Annotated in this window: 18 protein-coding genes and 2 riboswitches; of the genes, 17 read left to right on the top strand and 1 reads right to left on the bottom strand. The window is 65.9% G+C overall.

What is annotated here, in order from left to right:
- Positions 1 to 21: 21 nt before the first annotated feature.
- The gene (gene argE, locus SALB1_RS17810) at positions 22 to 1,185 is read right to left on the bottom strand and encodes an acetylornithine deacetylase (RefSeq protein WP_109995072.1); all 1,164 of its coding nucleotides are present in this window, start codon (positions 1,183 to 1,185) and stop codon (positions 22 to 24) included.
- Between the two features lie 138 nt (positions 1,186 to 1,323).
- On the opposite strand from argE, the gene SALB1_RS17805 reads away from it, so the two are divergent.
- The 17 genes from SALB1_RS17805 (at position 1,324) to SALB1_RS17725 (ending at position 18,785) form a co-directional block, all read left to right on the top strand.
- The gene (locus SALB1_RS17805) at positions 1,324 to 1,722 is read left to right on the top strand and encodes a hypothetical protein (RefSeq protein ID WP_147420775.1); all 399 of its coding nucleotides are present in this window, start codon (positions 1,324 to 1,326) and stop codon (positions 1,720 to 1,722) included.
- 102 nt (positions 1,723 to 1,824) lie between these two features.
- On the top strand, positions 1,825 to 2,370 hold the full coding sequence (locus tag SALB1_RS17800; protein ID WP_109995070.1) for a UPF0149 family protein: 546 nt from the start codon (positions 1,825 to 1,827) through the stop codon (positions 2,368 to 2,370).
- On the top strand, positions 2,367 to 3,707 hold the full coding sequence (locus SALB1_RS17795) for an aminopeptidase P N-terminal domain-containing protein (RefSeq protein WP_255414450.1): 1,341 nt from the start codon (positions 2,367 to 2,369) through the stop codon (positions 3,705 to 3,707). Before SALB1_RS17800 ends, SALB1_RS17795 begins: the two co-directional genes overlap by 4 nt.
- Positions 3,704 to 4,948, top strand: a complete 1,245-nt coding sequence (locus tag SALB1_RS17790; RefSeq protein ID WP_109995069.1) for an FAD-dependent monooxygenase — start codon at positions 3,704 to 3,706, stop codon at positions 4,946 to 4,948. The genes SALB1_RS17795 and SALB1_RS17790 overlap by 4 nt, the downstream gene beginning before the upstream one ends.
- Positions 4,945 to 6,147, top strand: a complete 1,203-nt coding sequence (locus SALB1_RS17785) for a UbiH/UbiF/VisC/COQ6 family ubiquinone biosynthesis hydroxylase (RefSeq protein WP_109995068.1) — start codon at positions 4,945 to 4,947, stop codon at positions 6,145 to 6,147. Before SALB1_RS17790 ends, SALB1_RS17785 begins: the two co-directional genes overlap by 4 nt.
- Positions 6,148 to 6,244: 97 nt before the next feature.
- Positions 6,245 to 6,333: riboswitch (glycine riboswitch) on the top strand.
- Between the two features lie 12 nt (positions 6,334 to 6,345).
- A riboswitch (glycine riboswitch) is annotated at positions 6,346 to 6,425 on the top strand.
- A gap of 54 nt (positions 6,426 to 6,479) precedes the next feature.
- The gene (gcvT, locus tag SALB1_RS17780; RefSeq protein ID WP_109995067.1) at positions 6,480 to 7,592 is read left to right on the top strand and encodes a glycine cleavage system aminomethyltransferase GcvT; all 1,113 of its coding nucleotides are present in this window, start codon (positions 6,480 to 6,482) and stop codon (positions 7,590 to 7,592) included.
- Between the two features lie 95 nt (positions 7,593 to 7,687).
- Complete coding sequence (gene gcvH / locus SALB1_RS17775; RefSeq protein ID WP_109995066.1) at positions 7,688 to 8,083, top strand: glycine cleavage system protein GcvH; 396 nt, start codon at positions 7,688 to 7,690, stop codon at positions 8,081 to 8,083.
- A gap of 77 nt (positions 8,084 to 8,160) precedes the next feature.
- Positions 8,161 to 9,537 (top strand): aminomethyl-transferring glycine dehydrogenase subunit GcvPA, encoded by a 1,377-nt coding sequence (gcvPA, locus tag SALB1_RS17770; protein WP_109995065.1) that lies wholly within the window; start codon positions 8,161 to 8,163, stop codon positions 9,535 to 9,537.
- 1 nt (position 9,538) lies between these two features.
- Positions 9,539 to 10,048: a thiol peroxidase gene (gene tpx, locus SALB1_RS17765; RefSeq protein ID WP_109995064.1), complete on the top strand. Its 510-nt coding sequence runs from the start codon at positions 9,539 to 9,541 to the stop codon at positions 10,046 to 10,048.
- Positions 10,049 to 10,063: 15 nt separating this feature from the next.
- Positions 10,064 to 11,557, top strand: coding sequence for an aminomethyl-transferring glycine dehydrogenase subunit GcvPB (gene gcvPB / locus SALB1_RS17760; protein ID WP_199678853.1), 1,494 nt, complete (start codon positions 10,064 to 10,066; stop codon positions 11,555 to 11,557).
- Between the two features lie 96 nt (positions 11,558 to 11,653).
- On the top strand, positions 11,654 to 12,589 hold the full coding sequence (locus SALB1_RS17755) for a carbohydrate kinase family protein (protein ID WP_109995062.1): 936 nt from the start codon (positions 11,654 to 11,656) through the stop codon (positions 12,587 to 12,589).
- Between the two features lie 48 nt (positions 12,590 to 12,637).
- The gene (locus SALB1_RS17750; RefSeq protein ID WP_158590814.1) at positions 12,638 to 13,168 is read left to right on the top strand and encodes a GNAT family N-acetyltransferase; all 531 of its coding nucleotides are present in this window, start codon (positions 12,638 to 12,640) and stop codon (positions 13,166 to 13,168) included.
- Between the two features lie 115 nt (positions 13,169 to 13,283).
- The gene (lgt, locus tag SALB1_RS17745; RefSeq protein WP_109995060.1) at positions 13,284 to 14,087 is read left to right on the top strand and encodes a prolipoprotein diacylglyceryl transferase; all 804 of its coding nucleotides are present in this window, start codon (positions 13,284 to 13,286) and stop codon (positions 14,085 to 14,087) included.
- Positions 14,084 to 14,893: a thymidylate synthase gene (locus tag SALB1_RS17740; RefSeq protein WP_370453199.1), complete on the top strand. Its 810-nt coding sequence runs from the start codon at positions 14,084 to 14,086 to the stop codon at positions 14,891 to 14,893. The genes lgt and SALB1_RS17740 overlap by 4 nt, the downstream gene beginning before the upstream one ends.
- A gap of 97 nt (positions 14,894 to 14,990) precedes the next feature.
- The gene (locus tag SALB1_RS17735; protein WP_109995059.1) at positions 14,991 to 16,706 is read left to right on the top strand and encodes a bifunctional diguanylate cyclase/phosphodiesterase; all 1,716 of its coding nucleotides are present in this window, start codon (positions 14,991 to 14,993) and stop codon (positions 16,704 to 16,706) included.
- Between the two features lie 46 nt (positions 16,707 to 16,752).
- The gene (locus SALB1_RS17730) at positions 16,753 to 18,291 is read left to right on the top strand and encodes an ATP-binding protein (RefSeq protein ID WP_109995058.1); all 1,539 of its coding nucleotides are present in this window, start codon (positions 16,753 to 16,755) and stop codon (positions 18,289 to 18,291) included.
- Positions 18,288 to 18,785 carry a dihydrofolate reductase gene (locus SALB1_RS17725; RefSeq protein WP_109995057.1) on the top strand — a complete coding sequence of 166 codons (498 nt, stop codon included), beginning with the start codon at positions 18,288 to 18,290 and terminating at the stop codon, positions 18,783 to 18,785. Before SALB1_RS17730 ends, SALB1_RS17725 begins: the two co-directional genes overlap by 4 nt.
- Positions 18,786 to 18,936: the final 151 nt, after the last annotated feature.

Raw genomic sequence — 18,936 nt, 5'->3', positions numbered from 1 at the left:
GGGCGAGCGCCGGCCGGTCGGTCAGGCGGGCCGACAGAACCGATGCACCAGTTCACGCAGAATCGACTGCATCGGGGCGATGCGCGACAGGGCCAGATATTCGTTCGGCTGATGGGCGAGGGCGATATCGCCCGGCCCGAGGATGACCGTGTCCATGCCGATGGCATGGTAGAACGCGCCTTCGGTGCCGAAATCCACTGCCGTGGCCTCGTGGCCGGTCAATTCCTCGCAGGCCGTCACGATCGGCGAATCGGGCGGTGTCTCCAGTGCCGGCGTGCCGGCGAACAGGGCCGAGAAGCGTACCGAGCAATCGCTTGGTGCGAGAGCGGCGCGAACCCGGCTGCGCAGGGCTTCGCGCAGGTCGTTGATCGAGTCCCCTGGCAGAAAACGCAGATCGATATCCAGCCGGCAACGCGCCGGGATGCGGTTGGCCGCGTCGCCGCCGCGTACGGTGCCCAGATTCAGGGTGGCATGCGGCACCGGGAATTCCTTGGCCGGGGCGCGTTCGGCCAGTTCATCGCGCAGCGCGCGAATCGCGCCGATCGCGGTGTGCATGGCCTCGATGGCGTTGGCCCCGTAGGCTGGATTGCTGGAGTGGCCCGAGGCACCGACGGTCTCGATGGTCTCCATGAAGATGCCCTTGTGCTGCCGGATCGGCACCAGGGACGTCGGCTCGCCGATCACACAGTAGCGCCCGGCGGCGATGCCCGTATCGGCCAGCGCCCGGGCGCCGTCCATGCCGCATTCCTCGTCGGCGGTAAGCACCAGCGACAACGGGGCTTCGAGCGTATGCCCGGCGTACTCGGCGGCCACGCCGGCCGCCAATGCGACGAAGCCTTTCATGTCGGTCGTGCCGAGGCCGTAGAGCCGATTGTCGCGCTCGCTGAGCGTGAACGGGTCCGAATCCCAGCCGGTGTCGTCGTAGGGCACGGTGTCGATATGCCCGGCGAACACCAGGCCGGATTCGGAACCGTGCCCGGGCGGGCCGAGGCGGGCGATCAGGTTGACCTTGTCATCGCGCTCGCCGATCGGGCGGATGTCGCAGTCGAAGCCGGCGTGGTCGAGCCGGGCGGCCAGCATCTCGGCCGCGCGGCGATTGCCACGATCCAGTGTCGGGTCATCGCTGCTGATGGTGGGCTCGGCGACGAGTTCTTCGAGGGTGTCGCGCCAGTTCAATACGGCCATGGGCAGTTGTCGCGAGGCGGGCTTGAGGGTGGCAGCATACCGCGATGATACGGGCGCGCGCAGACAAGCGGCGTGTTACAGCAGTGTGCCGGGCAGCGGGATACGATGGGCCGTCTCATCAACGATGCGATATCCGTCATGTCGATCAAGCAGTTGTGTATTTCCGGCTCAATCGTTGCGGCTCTGGCCGTGGCCAGTGGCGCGGCGGCGGCCGCCGACTCCGGTCAGACGATTTATCTTGATCCGCAGACCGGTAAGGTGATTCCACATCCCGTGCCCGAATCGCCCGGTGCGCCGCCGGACGCGCAGGCAACGAGCGGCGCCGCCGGGCCGAAACAGAGCAGTGGCCCGCAACGCCGACAGGCCCGCGCGGCCGGTGCGCAGTCGGCCGATCCGGGCTCAGCCTCCAGCCAGACGAGCCACAAGGCGCGGATTGTGCACTGCGCCGACGGCAGTCTTCGCATGGGTTCGGTCGCGCACGATGACGCGCAGGACGAGCATGATCCGGAGGCACTCTGCGGCCGGCCGGTCGATTGATGCGCGCGCGGGCCGGACGGCACCGCCCGGCGCGGCCGGTGCCTGGCGCAATCGGGGCCCGGGCTTTGCTACCATGAAGTCGCTTTAACGCAAAGGTCCGACATGAGTCAGTCCGATATCTTCATGGCCCTCGATCACGGGCTCAAACAAGCCGGCTCGGTGCAAACACCCGGCGAGACTCACGGCACGCTGACCGGCATGTTGTGCATCGACAACGAGCAGCCGCCGGCGGCGGCCGTGGACGATGTCGAGGCCGAAAATCTGACCGCCGCGCTCGAGGCCCTGCGCGAGATGACGCTCGAAGGGCTGTTCGATCCCGACCTGAGCTTCACGCCGCTATTGCCTGACGACGACGAGCATTCGCTGGATCGTCGCGTCAACGCGCTCGCGCGCTGGTGTTCGGGCTTTCTTTTCGGCCTGAGCTATCGCGGTCGCTTCGATCCGGATCAGTTGTCGGATGAAGTCCGCGAGATCGTGACCGATCTCACCGAACTGTCGAAGGCCGAGCTCACCGCCGAAGAGGATGCCGACAGCGCCGAAGCCGACTACGCCGAGCTGGTGGAGTACGTGCGCGTCGGCGTGCAGATGATCTTTCTCGAACTTCAGCCTCGGCGGGAAGGCCCCGAAACCCGGGAGACGCTGCATTGATTGCCGACCCGTCCCATCTGAATCACGCCGACGACCCGTCCGATCATGCCGAGCGCCGCGCCGCGTTGGCGCGCGAGATCGGCGCCTCTGGCATCGCGGTCATTGCCGCCACGCCCGAGCGCAATCGCAACAACGACGTCGACTATCCGTATCGGCCGAACAGCGATTTTCGCTATCTGACCGGCTTCGGCGAGCCTTGTGCGATCGCGGTGATCGCGCCTGGGCGCGAAGACGGCGAGTACGTGCTGTTCTGTCGCGAGCGCGATCCGGCGGCCGAGACCTGGATCGGCCATCGCGCCGGCACCGAGGGAGCGATGGCGCGGTTCGGCGCCGATCAGGCCTTTCCGATCGAGGAATTCGATGCGCGCATCGGCGATATGCTCTCGACTCGTAAGTACCTGTATATGACCCAGGGCATCCATCCCGAGTTCGAACAGCGCCTGCTCGCACGGCTGAACGATCTGCGTTCGCGCGGCCGGCATGCGGCGCCACCTGAGCACATCATCTCGCTCAATAGCGTGGTGCATGAAATGCGGTTGCGTAAGTCGCCGACCGAGCTGGCCTTGATGCGCCAGGCCGCCTCGACGTCGGCCGCGGGGCATTGCGCGGCCATGCGTGCGGCCGAACCGGGTGTGTACGAATATCAGCTCGAGGCCACGCTGCATTACATTTACGGCCTCGACGGCATGCACTGGGCGTATCCGACCATCGTTGGGGCGGGGGCCAATGCCTGTGTGCTGCATTATGTGGAAAATGCATCGGCGCTCGCCGACGGCGATCTGGTGCTGATCGATTCGGGCGCCGAGTACCGCGGCTATGCCGGCGATATCACGCGTACCTTCCCGGCCAACGGCCGTTTCACCGACACCCAGCGCGAGGTCTACGACATCGTGCTGGCCGCCAACGAAGCCGCGATCGCGGCCTGCCGTGCCGGGGCGAAGGCCAACGCACCGCACCAGGCCGCGCTCGAGACTCTGGTCGACGGTCTGCTCGAACTGGGTTTCGTCACCGGCGATCGCGAATCGGTGATCGCCGACGAGCGCTACAAGACGTTCTTCATGCACGGCACGAGCCATTGGCTCGGCATGGATGTGCACGACGTGGGCGCGTACAAGCAGGACGGCGAGTGGCGCGCGCTCGAACCCGGCATGGTGCTCACGATCGAGCCGGGCTTGTATATCCCGCCGGGCGCCGACGGCGCGGACCCGCGCTATTGGGGCATCGGCATCCGGGTGGAGGACGATATCGTGATCACCGATGGCGCTCCGGAGATCATGACCTCGGCCGTGCCCAAGGCGCCGGCGGCCATCGAGGCGCTCATGAGCGAAAACGCGTGAGCGCCGATTACGACATTGCGGTGGTGGGCGGCGGCCTGGCCGGTGCCAGCTTGGCGTGCGCGCTGTCCGGCAGCGGGCTGCGCATCGCGCTGATCGAAGCGGTGGCCTTCGATGCGCCGGCCGACGAGAACATGAAGGCGCGCACCACGGCACTCGCCTGGGGCACGCGCGCCATGTTCGACGAGCTCGGGCTGTGGTCGGCGATGGCCGAGGACGCGGCCGCGATCGAGCGCCTGCATGTCTCGCAGGCCGGGCATTTCGGCCGCGTCACGGTCGACGCGGCCGAGTACGGCCTGCCCGCGCTCGGCTATGTGGTGCCCAATCTCACCATGATCGGTGCCCTGCGCGAGCGGCTGGCCGACATGGATCATGTGGATACGATCGCGCCCGCGGCCTTCGAGTCGCTGGCGTATCAGGGCGACGCGGCGGTTGAACTCACACTGACCGAAGGCGAGGGCAAACGCCGTCTGACCACGCGGTTGGTGATCGGCGCCGACGGCACCCACTCGAAAGTGCGCTCGGCGCTCGGTATCGGGGCCACGGTCGACGACTATGGCCAGTCCGCGATCATCACCAAGGCCCGCACCGAACGCTCGCTGGCCGGTTGTGCCTACGAGCGTTTCACCCCGGATGGGCCGGTGGCGCTGTTGCCGTTCGTGCATGACACGGCGGCCGTGGTCTGGACCGTGCCGACCGACGAGGCGCGGCGGTTGCTGGATTCGGGCGACGACGATTTCACCGCCGAGTTGCAGGCGCGTTTCGGCGATCGCCTGGGCCGGTTGACGCTGGCCGGGCCGCGCGGCGCCTATCCGTTGGCGCGCGTGCTCTGCGACCGGGCCTGGTCGCATCGTGCCGCGTTGATCGGCAATGCCGGCCACGCGCTGCACCCGGCCGCGGCCCAGGGCTTCAATCTAGCGATGCGGGATGCGCTGGGCGTGGCGGCGGCCCTGCGCGAGCACCAGCAGCTCGACGGTGCCGCGTTCGATCCGGGCGACGCCGATCATCTGGCGGCCTGGGCCGAAAGCCGGCGACCGGATCAACACCGCGTGGCCAATTTCACCGACCGTATCGTGCGCCTGTTTTCCAATCGCGTGCCGGGCCTCGGTCATGTGCGCGGCGCCGGCTTGTTCGGTTTGTCGCTGGCGCCGGGCGTGCGCGGCGGCATGGCGCGGCGCAGCATGGGGCTGGCGCTGCTCGATGACACCGCAATGCGCCGCTCCGACCGCAGGATGAACTTATGACCACAGGCCCTCGTTACGATGTCGCTATTGTCGGCGGCGGCATGGTGGGCGCGGTGCTCGCCGTCGCACTGTCCGACGCCGATTTCCACGTCGCCCTGATCGAGGCCAGGCAGCCCAAGCCGCTCGACCCGGAAGCCGATTACGAGCTGCGGCAATCGGCGATCGCGCCGGGGCCGCGGCGGGTGCTGGACAATCTCGGTCTCTGGGAGCGCGTGCCGGCGAAGCGAATCTGTGCCTTCACCGGCATGAAGGTCTGGCAGGCGGGTGGCGATGACGAGCTGTTTCTCGAGAATACCGCGGTCGGCCTGCCCGAGCTCGGGCACATCGTCGAGAATGCGCTGGTGGTCGATGCCGCCTGGCAGGCGTTCGAGCATGTCGATGTCTATTGCCCGGCCCGCCTCGCCGCGCTGGCAGTCGACGACAACGCCGCGCGGTTGACGCTCGATGATGAACAGGAGATCAGCGCGGCCCTGGTGGTCGGAGCCGAAGGGGCGAATTCGCCGGTGCGCGAAGCCGCCGGCATCGCGACCACGGGATGGGCGTACGGCCAGCGTTGTACGGTCGGCACGGTCACGACCGCGCACCACCACCGGCATATCGCCTGGCAGCGTTTCACCGAAACCGGCCCGGTGGCGTTTTTGCCGTTGTCGGATGGCCGGTGCTCGCTGGCCTGGCATGCCGATGAAGCGCTGGCGGATGAATTGGCTGCGCTCGATCATGACGAATTCTGTCGCCGGCTGACCGAGGCCAGCGGCGGCGCGCTCGGGCGCATCGAGCACATGGGCCCGCGCGCGGCGTTCCCGCTCAAGCTGATGCATGCGCGCGAATACGTACAACCGCGCGTGGCGATCGCTGGCGACGCCGCGCACGTTGTCCACCCCATGGCCGGACAGGGGGTGAATCTGGGGCTGCTGGACGTCGCCGAGCTGGTGGCCGCACTCGAGGCGGGCCGCACCGCCGGGGCGGACGCCGGCGAATTGCGCTATCTCAAGCGTTATCAGCGCGCGCGCATGGGCGACAACATGATGATGCTGGCCGCTACCGATGGCCTGAAACGGCTCTACGGCAGCCGCAACCCGTTGTTGCGTGTGTTGCGCGGACTGGCTATCGGCGGCGCTTCGCGGCTGGCCCCGATCCGCCGGATCATGATCAGCCAGGCCGCGGGGCTTTCCCCCGATGGGGCGCCGTTGTTGCGCTAGCGCGGGCCGCCGGCGCGCTGCCGCGCAAAACGGCAACGGGCTCGAGTCGCGCCATTTGGCTTGGCCCGGCGCGCCCGGTATAGTTCGGTACTCGATCGCAAAACGCGTGGGAGAGAGCGGGCACGCCCGCCGCCGAAGGCGCAATTCCGCCCGGAAACGCTCAGGCCACAGGACCACGCGTGGGCCGGCATGCCGGCCACGATCGACTCTGGAGAGCAACCGCCAAGGCGGTTCACCGACGGGGCGAATCTCTCAGGTGCCAGGACAGAGGGGCGGCGGAACGAGACCGACGGTCTTTCAACTGCCGCATTTGTCCGAAAAGAGTCGATCGCATGGCCAATCAGACCCCGTTGTACGACGAGCACGTCGCCCTGGGCGCCAAGCTGGTGAATTTCGCCGGCTGGGAGATGCCGATCCACTACGGCTCCCAGATTTCCGAACACAAGGCCGTGCGTGAATCGGCCGGCATGTTCGATGTCTCGCACATGCGCCCGGTCGACATCGAGGGCCCGCAGGCGCGCGACCTGCTGCGGCGGACTCTGGCCAACGATGTGGCCAAGATCGACGAAGTGGGCCGTGCCTTCTATACCTGCATGCTCAACACCCGCGGTGGCGTGGTCGACGACCTGATCGTCTATCACCTGGGCGAGCACTGGTATCGCATCGTGGTCAATGCGGCCACCACGACCAAGGATATGGCGTGGATCACCAGCCAGGCCCGCGACTTCGACGCCACGGTCACGGCGCGCGACGAGCTGGCGATCATCGCCGTACAGGGACCGCAGGCACGCGAGCTTTGCCAGCGGATTCTTGATGACGATCTCGCGGCCGCGGCGATGGAGCTCAAGCCGTTTCGCGCCACGGTCGCCGATGACTGGGTGCTCGGTCGCACCGGTTACACCGGCGAGGACGGGTTCGAGATCATGCTGCCGGCCGATGCAGCAGTCGAGACCTGGCGGGCGCTGCATGAGGCCGGCGTGTCGCCGGTCGGCCTCGGCGCGCGGGACACGCTGCGGCTCGAGGCCGGGCTGAATCTTTACGGCCAGGACATGGACGAAGACATCACGCCGCTGGAGTCCGGCCTGGCCTGGACCGTGGCCTTCGAGCCGGCGGAACGCGAATTCATCGGCCGGGATGCGCTGACGCATATCCGCGAATACGACGAGACCAGGAAAATGGTCGGCCTGCTGTTGGAAGGCCGCGGCGTCATGCGCCACGGCGCGGCCGTGCGCGCGGCCGGCGACGAGGCCACCGAGGCCGGGGACGCGCCCGGCGAGGTCACCAGCGGCAGCTTCGCGCCGACCCTGTCGCGCTCCATCGCACTGGCGCGCGTGCCCGCCGACTGGTCGGACCAGGTCGAGGTCGAGCTGCGCGGCAAGTGGGTGCCGGCCCGCATCGTCTCCTATCCCTTCGTGCGTCACGGCGAGATCCACATCGATCTCTAGCGGCCGGACCGACGCTTTTTCCTGCGAGCGGCTGGAATACGGGGCCGCCTCGCTTATCATTTCGACTCGTCAAGGGGCCAATCCAGGATAAGACAATGAGCGATATCCCGAACGAACTTTCGTATACCAAGAGCCACGAATGGGTGGCCAACGACGGCGACGGCACCGTGACCGTCGGCATCACCGAATACGCCCAGGGCTCGCTGGGCGATCTGGTGTTTGTCGAACTGCCGGAGACCGGCACCAAGTTCGCCGTGGGCGACCCGGTGGCCGTGGTCGAATCGGTCAAGGCCGCCTCCGATATCTATGCGCCGGTCGATGGCGAGATCGTCGAGGTCAACGAGGAACTGGCCGATTCGCCCGAGCGCGTCAACGAAGATCCGTTCGGCGAGGGCTGGTTGTTCAAGATGACGGTTGACAACACCGCGCATCTCGACGACCTGCTGGACGCCGATGCCTATGGTGAGATCGTCGAAGCCGAAGAAGACTGACCGATCTCCTTACGGCGCCGGCGCGTGTCGTCGGCGCCGCTTCCTGGTCTCCAGCCTGGTTTCAACCTGCAAACGCTATGCCTTTCATTCCCCATACCGACAAGGACATCACGGACATGCTGGCCGCCATCGGCGCGGACAGTGTCGATGCCCTGTTTTCCGAGATCGACCCGAAGCTGCGCGATGTCGATATCTCGGCGATTCCGGAACGCGCCAGCGAGCAGGCCGTCACCCGCTTGATGCACCAACGCGCCGCGCGGGATACTGGCGGTCTGTGCTTTATCGGCGCGGGTGCCTACGAGCATCACGTGCCGGCCGCGGTATGGGAGATCACCACCCGCGGCGAGTTCTACAGCGCCTATACGCCGTATCAGGCCGAGGCCAGCCAGGGCACGCTGCAGGTCGTCTACGAGTACCAGACGATGGTGTGCGGACTGACCGGCATGGACGTCGCCAACGCCTCGCTCTACGACGGGGCCTCCGCGTTGGCCGAGGCCGTGCTGATGGCCGTGCGGGCCAATCGCAAATCCAAGTCCAGGCGGATGCTGATGCCGGCCAGCGTGCATCCGTACTATCGCGAAGTCGCGCACAACATCTGCGCAAACCAGAACATTATCTTCGAGTCGATCGCCTTCGGCGCCGACGGCAAGATCGACCGCGCCGCGCTCGACGCCTGGACCGGCGAGGACATCACCGCGCTCGTCATCCCGCAGCCGAATTTCTTCGGCGTGCTGGAGGATGTGGATGCGCTGACCGACTGGGCGCGCGATAACGGCGCGCTGGCGATCGGTGTGGTCAATCCGGTGTCGCTCGCACTGCTGAGCCCGCCGGGCGAATGGGGCGACGGCGCCGGTGCCGATATCGTGGTCGGCGAAGGCCAGCCGCTGGGCGCACCACTGGCCGGGGGCGGGCCGTACTTCGGTATTCTGTGCTGCCGCAAGACCCATGTGCGTCAGATGCCGGGGCGCGTGGTCGGGCGCACGCGGGATATGGACGGCAAGCCGGGCTATGTGCTCACGCTGCAGCCGCGCGAGCAGCATATCCGGCGCTCCAAGGCCACTTCGAATATCTGTACCAACCAGGGGTTGCTGGTCACTGCCGCGACCATTCACATGAGCCTGCTGGGCTCGCATGGTCTGGAAACCGTGGCCGCGACCTGTGCTGCGACCACCCGCGATCTGGTGGCACGCCTGACCGCACTCGACGGCGTGGCGCGCGTATTCAACACACCGTTCTTCCACGAAGCCGCGCTGCGCTTGCCGGTGCCGGCCCAGCCGGTGCTCGACGCCCTGGCCGAGCGCGGCATCCTCGGCGGCCTGGCACTGGGCGAATTTTTCGACGGCATGGATGACGTGCTGCTCGTCTGTGCAACCGAAACCAAGACCGACGACGATCTGGCGGCCTACGCCAACGCGCTGTCGGATGTGCTGGCGGAAATGACAGAGGTGGCCTGATATGAGCCGAACCATCACGCGCCGCGGCGCCGAAATGCACGTCGCCGGCGAACTGCCGCAGCCGGGCGATCGCCTGCCGCCGCTGCGGCTCACCGGCAGCGATCTGGTCGATGTCGGACTCGACGCGTTCGCCGGCCGCGCCAAGATCTTCAATATCTTCCCGAGCCTGGACACGCCGACCTGTGCGTTGTCGGTCAAGCGGTTCAATGCCCGCGCCGAAGCCTTGACGGGTGTCGTGCTGCTGCAGGTCTCGGCCGATCTGCCGTTCGCGCACAAGCGCTTCTGTGCCGCCGAAGGGCTGGACAACGGCGTCACGCTGTCGATGATGCGCGACAAGACCTTCGCTGCCGACTACGGCGTGCTGATCGAGGACGGCGGCATGGCCGGGCTGTGCGCCCGCGCCGTGATCGTGGCCGATGCCGACGATCGCGTCGTCTACAGCGAACTCGTGCCCGAGATTTCCGAAGAACCCGATTACGACGCGGCCATCGCCGCGCTCGAATCGGCCTAACGGTTTTGGATTGCCATGACTGAACGACTGATCTTCGAACACAGCCGGCCGGGCCGCCGGGCCACCGCCCAGGCGCCGGAAACCGCGCCCGCGGTGTACGATCTGCCGGAGAACCTCAGGCGCCGCAGCGCGCTCGGCCTGCCGGAAGTCTCCGAACTGGACGTGGTGCGGCATTACACGCGCCTGTCGCAGCTCAACTTCTCCATCGATACGCACTTCTACCCGCTGGGCTCGTGCACGATGAAGTACAACCCGCGAGCCTGTAACACGCTGGCCTCGCTGCCGGGCTTTCTGAATCGGCATCCGCTGGCGCCGGCCAGTCACAGTCAGGGCATGATGGCCTGCTTTTTTGAGCTGCAGGAAATGCTCAAGACAGTGACCGGCATGGCCGCGGTCTCGCTCACGCCCATGGCCGGCGCGCAGGGAGAATTCACCGGCGTGGCGATGATCAAGGCCTACCACGAGGCCCGCGGCGATACCGAGCGCGACGAAATCATCGTGCCGAGCGCGGCCCACGGCACCAATCCGGCCACGGCCGTGATGTGCGGCTGCACCGTGGTCGAGATTCCGACCGATGCCGATGGCGACGTCGATCTCGAGGCGCTGCGCGCGAAAGTGGGCCCGAAGACGGCCGGCATCATGCTGACCAACCCGTCCACGCTGGGCGTGTTCGAACAGGACATTCTCGAGATCTCGAAGATGATCCACGACGCCGGCGGCCTGCTGTACTACGACGGCGCCAACCTCAACGCCATTCTCGGCAAGGTACGCCCGGGCGACATGGGCTTCGATGTCATCCACATGAACCTGCACAAGACCTTCTCCACGCCGCACGGCGGCGGCGGGCCGGGCTCGGGTGCGGTCGGTGTGTCCCGGCGTCTGCGCGATTTCATGCCGATCCCGGTGGTCGGCCGTGAGGGCGAGGGCACAAATGCCAGCTATCGCTGGCTGACCGAAAAGGATGTGCCGCACAGCATCGGCCGCCTGTCGACCTTCATGGGCAACGCCGGCGTGCTGCTGCGGGCGTATGTCTATGCGCGCCTGCTGGGGCGCGAGGGCATGACGCGGGTCTCTGAATTCGCGACGCTCAACTCGAACTACCTGATGGCGCGGCTCAAGCAGGCCGGCTTCGAGGTCGCGTTCCCGGACCGGCGCGCCAGCCACGAGTTCATCGTCACGCTCAAGCGCCAGAAGCAGCAGCTGGACGTGACTGCGACCGACTTCGCCAAGCGGCTGCTCGACTACGGCTATCACGCCCCGACCATCTACTTCCCGCTGCTCGTGCCCGAATGCTTTTTGATTGAGCCCACCGAGACCGAGTCACGCGAGACGCTGGATGGATTCGTCGACGCCATGGTCGCGATCTGGAACGAAGCCAGAAACGATGCGACGACGCTCAAGAACGCCCCGGTGAGCCTGCCGGTGCGCCGGCTGGACGAAGTCGCGGCGGCCAAGTCGCTCGATTTGAAATACGAACCCAAATCGGGCGGCGAACGCTCGGCTGCCTGATTCAATGCTTACAGGGTGCGCCGGCGGATTGATGCCGGCGGCGCCTCGGCGGGCGATGAAAGCGCGCCACCCGTTTACTTGACGAAAGGACAATCTATGTCTGCGCTGATCTGCGGTTCCTTTGCCTTTGATACCATCATGGTCTACTCCGGGCAGTTCAAGAACGAGATTCTGCCCGACCAGGTGCATATGCTGAACGTCTCTTTCCTGGTGCCGGAAATGCGCCGGGAATTCGGCGGCTGTGCCGGTAACATTGCCTATTCGCTGGCGCTGCTGGGCGGCGACGGCAAGGCCATGGGCACGGTCGGTACGGATTTCGACGACTATGCCGACTGGATGGATCAGCACGGCATCAGCCGTGATCACATCTTGCGTATCGATGATGCCTACACCGCGCAGGCGTACATCACCACCGACATGGACGACAACCAGATCACGGCCTTCCATCCGGGCGCGATGAACCATGCCCACGAGCAGGCGGTGCCGGACAACGCCGGTATCACGCTGGGCATGGTGTCGCCGGATGGCAAGGACGGCATGGTCGCCCATGCGCAGCAGTTTGCCGATGCCGGGATCGATTTCATCTTCGATCCGGGGCAGGGCCTGCCGATGTTCAACGGCGCGGAGCTGAACACGATCATCGACCAGGCGGCATATCTCGCGGTCAACGACTACGAGTCCAAGCTGGTGCGCGACCGCACGGGCATGAGCGAGGCCGAGATCGCGGCCCGGCTCAAGGCGCTGATCGTGACCAAGGGCGCCAAGGGGTCGGTAATCTATGCCGATGGCAAGACGTACGAAATCCCCACCGGCAGTCCCTCGGCATTGAGCGACCCGACGGGTTGCGGCGACGCGTTCCGGGCCGGGCTGATCTACGGCCTGCAGCAGGGTTACGACTGGGCGACCACCGGTCGCATCGCCTCGCTGATGGGCACGATCAAGATCGAGCGGCCCGGTACCCAGAACCACGCCTTCACGATGGACGAGTTCAAGGCGCGCTACGCCAAGGAATTCGGCCACGCGCTGGACTGAAAATAGCCTGCGCCGCCTGCGGGGAGATCGCGTTCGATGATGACCTTCATGCCGCGCAGCGTCGATACCCGGCGGCTGCATCTGCGGCCGCCGGCGCCTACCGATGCCGGGACCATCTTCGCCTACGCCAGCGATCCCGTGGCCACGCGCTACATGATCTGGCCGACCGCGGAGGACATCGACGACACCCACGACTTTCTCGACGATGTCGCGGCCGGCTGGGCTGCGGGCGACGATTTCTGCTACGCCGTGACCGACCGGGCCACCGGCGTGCTGCACGGTGCGGTGTCGTGCCAGTTCGATCAGCACGGCGCGGAGATCGGTTATATCCTCGCGCCTTCGGTCTGGGGGCGTGGGCTGGCCACGGAGGCGGCCGCGGCGATTGTCGAGGCCGCGTGGGCCAACGACGATCTGTATCGTGTGTGGGCCACCTGCGACGTCGACAATACCGCCTCCGCGCGCGTGCTGGAAAAACTCGGCATGCGATACGAAGGGCGGCTCGCACGTTGGGCACCATGCCCTAATCTTGGCGATACGGCGGTGCCGCGGGATGCGCTGTGCTATGCGCTGACGCGCTGACGCCGCGGGCCATGCGACACGCGCGATGTGTCGGCGGACGGCCGGGTGCGGTTTCAATAATTCGTCATCGGTTTGATCGCCATCGCGGGGCTGCGTGCTGCTAAACTCCGCGCCCATGTTCGTACGTCCCGATTTCGACCCGATCGCGTTTTCGATCGGCCCGTTGGCCGTGCACTGGTACGGCCTGATGTATTTGTTGTCCTTCCTCGTCGGCTGGGGCATGGGCATCGTGCGCACGCGCCAGCCGCATGTGCACTGGCATAAGGAGGAAGTCGGCGACTTCCTGTTCTATGTCGTGCTCGGCGTGGTGTTCGGCGGACGGTTGGGCTATGTGCTGCTGTACCAGCCCGATCTGTTCTATCACCATCCGCTGCAGATTTTCGCGGTATGGGACGGCGGCATGTCGTTCCACGGCGGTCTGATCGGTGTGTTGATCGCCTCGCTGTGGTTCGCGCGTAAAACACACCGCACCTTCTTCCAGATCACCGACTTCGTGGCACCGATCGTGCCCATCGGGCTGTTCTTCGGGCGGATCGGGAATTTTATCAACGGCGAACTGGTGGGCCGGGTCACCGATGTGCCCTGGGCCATGATCTATCCGCATGTCGGGCCGCAGCCGCGGCACCCCTCGGAACTGTACGAGGCCTCGCTGGAAGGGCTCGCCCTGTTCGCGATTCTCTGGATCTATGCGGCCAAGCCGCGTCCGCGTGCGGCGGTATCCGGTGTGTTCCTGGTCGGCTATGGTTGCTTCCGCTTTTTCTGCGAGTTCTTCCGCCAGCCGGATCCGTTCGCCGGCTTCGTCGCCTTCGGCTGGATGACGCTCGGCCAGATCTATTCGGCGCCCATGATCGTCGGCGGCATCGTGCTTTTGATCTGGGCATATACCCGACGCGACCCGAATGAGGGCGGTGCCAAGTGAGTGCGGCGATCGAGCAACCCTATCTCGACCTGATGCGTGAGGTGCGCGATCACGGCGTGACCAAGGCCGATCGTACCGGCGTGGGCACGAGGTCAGTGTTCGGCCGCCAGATGCGGTTCGATCTGGCCCGCGGTTTCCCGGCGCTGACCACCAAGAAACTGCACCTGCGCTCGATCATCCACGAGCTGCTGTGGTTTATCGCCGGCGATACCAATATCGCCTACCTGCGCGAGAACAAAGTCCGGATCTGGGACGAGTGGGCCGACGAGAACGGCGACCTCGGGCCGGTCTACGGCTACCAGTGGCGCAGCTGGCCGGCGCCGAACGGTGAGTCGATCGATCAGCTGGCACGCGTGATCGAGGGCATCCGGCGCAATCCCGATTCACGCCGGCATATCGTGACCGCGTGGAATCCGGCCCAGGTCGACGATATGGCGTTGCCGCCGTGTCATGCGATGTTTCAGTTTTATGTCGCCGACGGGCGTTTATCCTGCCAGCTCTATCAACGCAGTGCCGATATTTTTCTGGGCGTGCCGTTCAATATTGCCTCTTATGCAATCTTAACGCACATGATTGCCCAGGTATGCGATCTAGCCGTGGGCGACTTCGTTCATACGCTCGGCGACGCGCATATTTACTTGAATCACCTCGATCAGGTGGCGGTCCAGCTTGCGCGCGAGCCGCTCGCGCCACCGCGCCTGCATCTGAACCCGGCCATCGACGACATCTTCGATTTTCGTTTCGATGACATCGAATTGCTTGATTATAAAAGCCATCCGGCCATCAAGGCGCCGATCGCGGTCTGAATGTCCGATACGGCTCGCGCCCGGGCAGTATTTTCAGCGCGTGGTCGGTGAGTTGAAGTAGACTGTCGACCAGGACATTTGAATAAGAAAACTCACATTGAATCAGGGAACGGGCCCGATTCGGGTTCTCGTCGTCGAGGATAGCGAAGAGGATCGCGAACATCTGGCCAGTCTATTGTCGGCGGCGCACGGGATGGAGTATGCCCTGACGTTCGCATCGGACCACGTCGAAGCCGAACGTGAGTTGGCGCGTGCTGCGCACGATATTTGCCTGCTCGATTATCAGCTGGGCGCGCGCACCGGCCTGGAAGTGCTGCGCAGCGCGGCCGCCCGACGCTTCGCCGGGCCGATCGTCGTGCTGACCGGTAACGACAATTATGAAATCGATCTGGCGGTCATGAAGGCCGGTGCGGTCGATTTTCTGTCCAAGGATTCCCTGACGGCGGTACTGATCGAACGGGTCATTCGCTACGCGATCCAGCAGTACGCCAACCAGGCGCAGTTCACCTATCTGGCCGAGCACGATCAGATTACCGGTCTGTTCAACCGCCGCGTGGTGCAGGAACGCATCGCCCGGAAGCTGGCCGAGCCGCCGGAGCGGCGCGCCCCCTTCGTGGTGATCTATTTCGATCTCGACGGTTTCAAGAGTATCAACGATTCGCTGGGCCATAACGTGGGCGACCGCGCCCTGGCCGTGGCCGCGGAGCGCCTCCAGGCCAGCTGTAGCGCGCAGGTGCTGTTGGGGCGCGTGGGCGGCGACGAATTCGTGGCGGTGGCCGACACGGACGACAGCACCGAGGTCGATGCGATGCTGCGTGCCGTGCTGGATCGGTTCCGCCAGCCGGTGGTGGTGCGCGAGCACCGGCTACGCGTGACCATATCGATTGGCGCGGCGCGCTACCCCGAGGACGGCGCCGATGGCATGACCTTGCTCACCCACGCCGACGCGGCGATGTACGCCGCCAAGCGGGCCGGACGCGATCGCTTCTGCTGGTTTGCCGACGTCGATCAGGCGACCGAGGCCGAGCCGGCGGAGCTGGGCAACGAGTTGCGCCTGGCCCTGGAGCGCGACGAGTTGTATCTGGTCTACCAGCCCCAGTTCGAGCTCGAGACCGGCCGTATCGTCGCGCTGGAAGCGTTGTCGCGCTGGCATCACAGCCGCCTCGGACCGATTTCGCCGACGCGTTTCGTCGCGCTCGCGGAGGCGAGTGGTTTTATCGAACGGCTCAGCGATTGGGTGCTGTCGTCGGCCTGTCGTCAGTATCTGGCCTGGCGCGACTACGGCCTGATTGATGCCGACGTCGTGCTTGCGGTCAATGTCTCGGCCGAACTGGTCAGTAGCGCCGGCCTGCTGGCCAGCGTACGAAGGCTGATCGACGAGCGCGGCATGCCGCCCGGCTGCCTCGAACTGGAATTCAGCGAGAGCGCACTCATTCTCGACAACCGGGTTTTCGACGATCTGCTCGCCGCCCTCAAGAATTTGGGGGTACGGGTCGTTATAGATGATGTCGGGCGCGGTCGCTCGACGCTCCAGTCTCTAACGCGGCGGCCCGTGGACGTGCTCAAGATCGATCTCAACTGTCTGCGCGGTGTCGTGGACAATCCCAGCGACCAGGCCATGGCCCGGGCGATCATCGCCCTGGGGGCCAGTCTGGGGATGCGTGTGGTGGCCGAAGGGGTTGAGAATGATGGGCAGCGACGCTTTCTGGCCGATAACCACTGCGGCTTCGCGCAGGGTTTCTATTATGCGCCCGGCCTGACGACGCCGGACGTGACCGAACTCCTGGCCGGTTTGACCGCCCCGATTCACTGATCGGGTTGGGCGCGGCGACGTTTTCACGAACGAGCATGGAACGGTCATGATCGATTCCACGGCCCATGTTTCACGCCGGCTCGTCTATGACGATAACGGCGGCTTTGCCGAGCGCGCGCTCGAGTTGCTGCTCGCGCGGGATTCATCGCTGGCTGTGTGCGGGCTGACGCTCGATGGTCGTGTCCGCATATGGCATGACAGCGCCGAGCGTTTGTTCGGGCATTTGGCGGCCGACGTCATGGGGCGCCGGCTCGATCATCTCGCGCCAGCCGAGAATCGTCATCAGGGTTTGGTGACCCGAACGCTGTTCGGTGCCTCCGCGGCGGGGCAATCGCAGCTCGATCTGCCACTCCTGACCCGCGCCGGCGAGCGCAAGAACTGTCGCCTGGAGATCCGGCCGCAGCCCGAAGCCGAGCCGGGTTTTGCGGTGCTCATCCACGAGACCGGGCCGGCATTCGAGCTGCCGAGCCGGCGCCGGGCGCGAGGCGACTCGCGTGCCGCCCACCGAGCCAATCTCGCGCTGATCGCGGGCGAGCCCGGCTGGATCGGGCTGGGGCTCGAGGCCGAGATTAAATACGTCAGTCCGCAGGCCGCCGAGTGTCTGGAGGTTGTCGATCGAACCTGGGTCGGGCGCCCGGTGACCGATCTGTTCCAGCCGGCGGACGAACAGGACTGGTACGTGCTGTTGCATCGCACGGTCGAGACCGGACGGCCGCAGCCGGCCGTGGTGGTCGGCGTCGACGATGGGCCCGGCGATGTCTGCTGGCCGGTCACCGTGGTCGCGCTGCACGACGAGGCCGACAATACATTGCTCGGTTTCACCCTGGCACTTGGGACGCCGGAAAAATCCAGTGATCGCCGGACCGCGCCCGCGGCCGGCGGCGATCAATCGGCTGAGCGTGCCTGGTTCAATGCGGTCGTGCACGACCTGCGGGAGCCGCTGCGGCGCGTGCGCGAGTATGTCGAGGCGGCGCGCGACGACGACACGGTGGCCCCCGGCGCGGGCGCTGCGCACTATCTCGCCCGCATCGATGCGGCGGTGGCGCGGCTGCAGGACAATGTGGGGGGAATTCTTCGGCTGGCACGCATCGACAGCGCGCCATTCGTGCCCCAGCGGATCGATCTCGGGGCTTTGATTGCAACGGTCGTCGACGATCTGGGCACGCTCACGCGCGAGCACGACGCCGTCGTCGATGTGGGCAATCTTGGGGTTGTATCCGGCGACCCGGTACAGTTGCGATTACTGTTCCAGAATCTGATCGATAACAGCATTCGCTATCGTCGCCCGGAGACGCCGCCGCGTATCGCGATCACGGCCTTGGCGACGGCGCCGGACAACGACACGCTGCGGCTACGCTACAGCGACAACGCGCGTGGCTTCGACAACCCGGACGCCATGCTGGCCGGACAAGACCGCGAGGCCGTGGCCGGGACCGGCATCGGGCTCGATCTGTGCCGGCGCATTGCCCGGCGCCATCGGGGCGATCTCGAGATTGCCGAAACCCATAGCCAGGGGACGACCTTCATCATCACGCTGACCCGGCAGTCCGAGGCCGGGGCAGGCGCAAGCCAGGAGACACGATGACGCAACCGCGTATCAGCCTGATCGCGGCCATGGATGTGAACGGCGTGATTGGCGCCCGGGGCGGCATGCCGTGGCACCTGCCGGAGGATCTGCGCTGGTTCAAGCACAACACACGCGGCAAGCCCATCGTGATGGGCCGGCGCACGTTTGAATCGATTGGTCGGGCCTTGCCGCACCGGCGCAATCTGGTGTTGACGCGCCAGCCCGGCTTTCGGGCCGCGGGCGTGGTCGTGGTCGATCGTCTGGATGCCGCCTTGGCGCAGGCGGGCGATGCGACGGAACTCATGGTCATTGGCGGGGCACAGGTCTATGCGCTCGCATTGCCGCAGGCCGACCGTCTGCTGATCACGCGTATCGAGGCCGAATACGCCGGCGATACCTGGTTTCCGGCGGTCGACTGGGCCCACTGGCGACTTGTGGCCGAGGAGCCCCGCGCGGCCACCGACGATACGCCGGCGTATCGATTCATGACGTACGCGCGTATTGCTGGCTAGGGCCTGTTGCCGTTTCGTGCGAGCGCCGCGTTGGCGTCCGCAAATCGTGTCCGGCAAGGCGTGAGTCGCCGCGTCGTGGCGTGCCACGACCCAGACTCGCAACGCCGCAGGGCGCCCATCGTCAATTTTTTGGGGCGGCCCAACCCTTCGG

This window comes from Salinisphaera sp. LB1 (genome assembly GCF_003177035.1).
Lineage (GTDB): Bacteria > Pseudomonadota > Gammaproteobacteria > Nevskiales > Salinisphaeraceae > Salinisphaera.
Note: the sequence above shows the minus strand (reverse complement) of the source record. Positions and strands in the feature narration are given on the sequence as shown.

Excerpts from the sequence above, each read along its gene's own strand:
- argE (WP_109995072.1), bottom strand. The coding sequence starts at position 1,185 with ATGGCCGTATTGAACTGGCGCGACACCCTCGAAGAACTCGTCGCCGAG.
- SALB1_RS17805 (WP_147420775.1), top strand. The coding sequence starts at position 1,324 with ATGTCGATCAAGCAGTTGTGTATTTCCGGCTCAATCGTTGCGGCTCTG.
- SALB1_RS17800 (WP_109995070.1), top strand. The coding sequence starts at position 1,825 with ATGAGTCAGTCCGATATCTTCATGGCCCTCGATCACGGGCTCAAACAA.
- SALB1_RS17785 (WP_109995068.1), top strand. The coding sequence starts at position 4,945 with ATGACCACAGGCCCTCGTTACGATGTCGCTATTGTCGGCGGCGGCATG.
- gcvT (WP_109995067.1), top strand. The coding sequence starts at position 6,480 with ATGGCCAATCAGACCCCGTTGTACGACGAGCACGTCGCCCTGGGCGCC.
- gcvH (WP_109995066.1), top strand. The coding sequence starts at position 7,688 with ATGAGCGATATCCCGAACGAACTTTCGTATACCAAGAGCCACGAATGG.
- gcvPA (WP_109995065.1), top strand. The coding sequence starts at position 8,161 with ATGCCTTTCATTCCCCATACCGACAAGGACATCACGGACATGCTGGCC.
- tpx (WP_109995064.1), top strand. The coding sequence starts at position 9,539 with ATGAGCCGAACCATCACGCGCCGCGGCGCCGAAATGCACGTCGCCGGC.
- gcvPB (WP_199678853.1), top strand. The coding sequence starts at position 10,064 with ATGACTGAACGACTGATCTTCGAACACAGCCGGCCGGGCCGCCGGGCC.
- SALB1_RS17755 (WP_109995062.1), top strand. The coding sequence starts at position 11,654 with ATGTCTGCGCTGATCTGCGGTTCCTTTGCCTTTGATACCATCATGGTC.
- SALB1_RS17750 (WP_158590814.1), top strand. The coding sequence starts at position 12,638 with ATGCCGCGCAGCGTCGATACCCGGCGGCTGCATCTGCGGCCGCCGGCG.
- lgt (WP_109995060.1), top strand. The coding sequence starts at position 13,284 with ATGTTCGTACGTCCCGATTTCGACCCGATCGCGTTTTCGATCGGCCCG.
- SALB1_RS17730 (WP_109995058.1), top strand. The coding sequence starts at position 16,753 with ATGATCGATTCCACGGCCCATGTTTCACGCCGGCTCGTCTATGACGAT.
- SALB1_RS17725 (WP_109995057.1), top strand. The coding sequence starts at position 18,288 with ATGACGCAACCGCGTATCAGCCTGATCGCGGCCATGGATGTGAACGGC.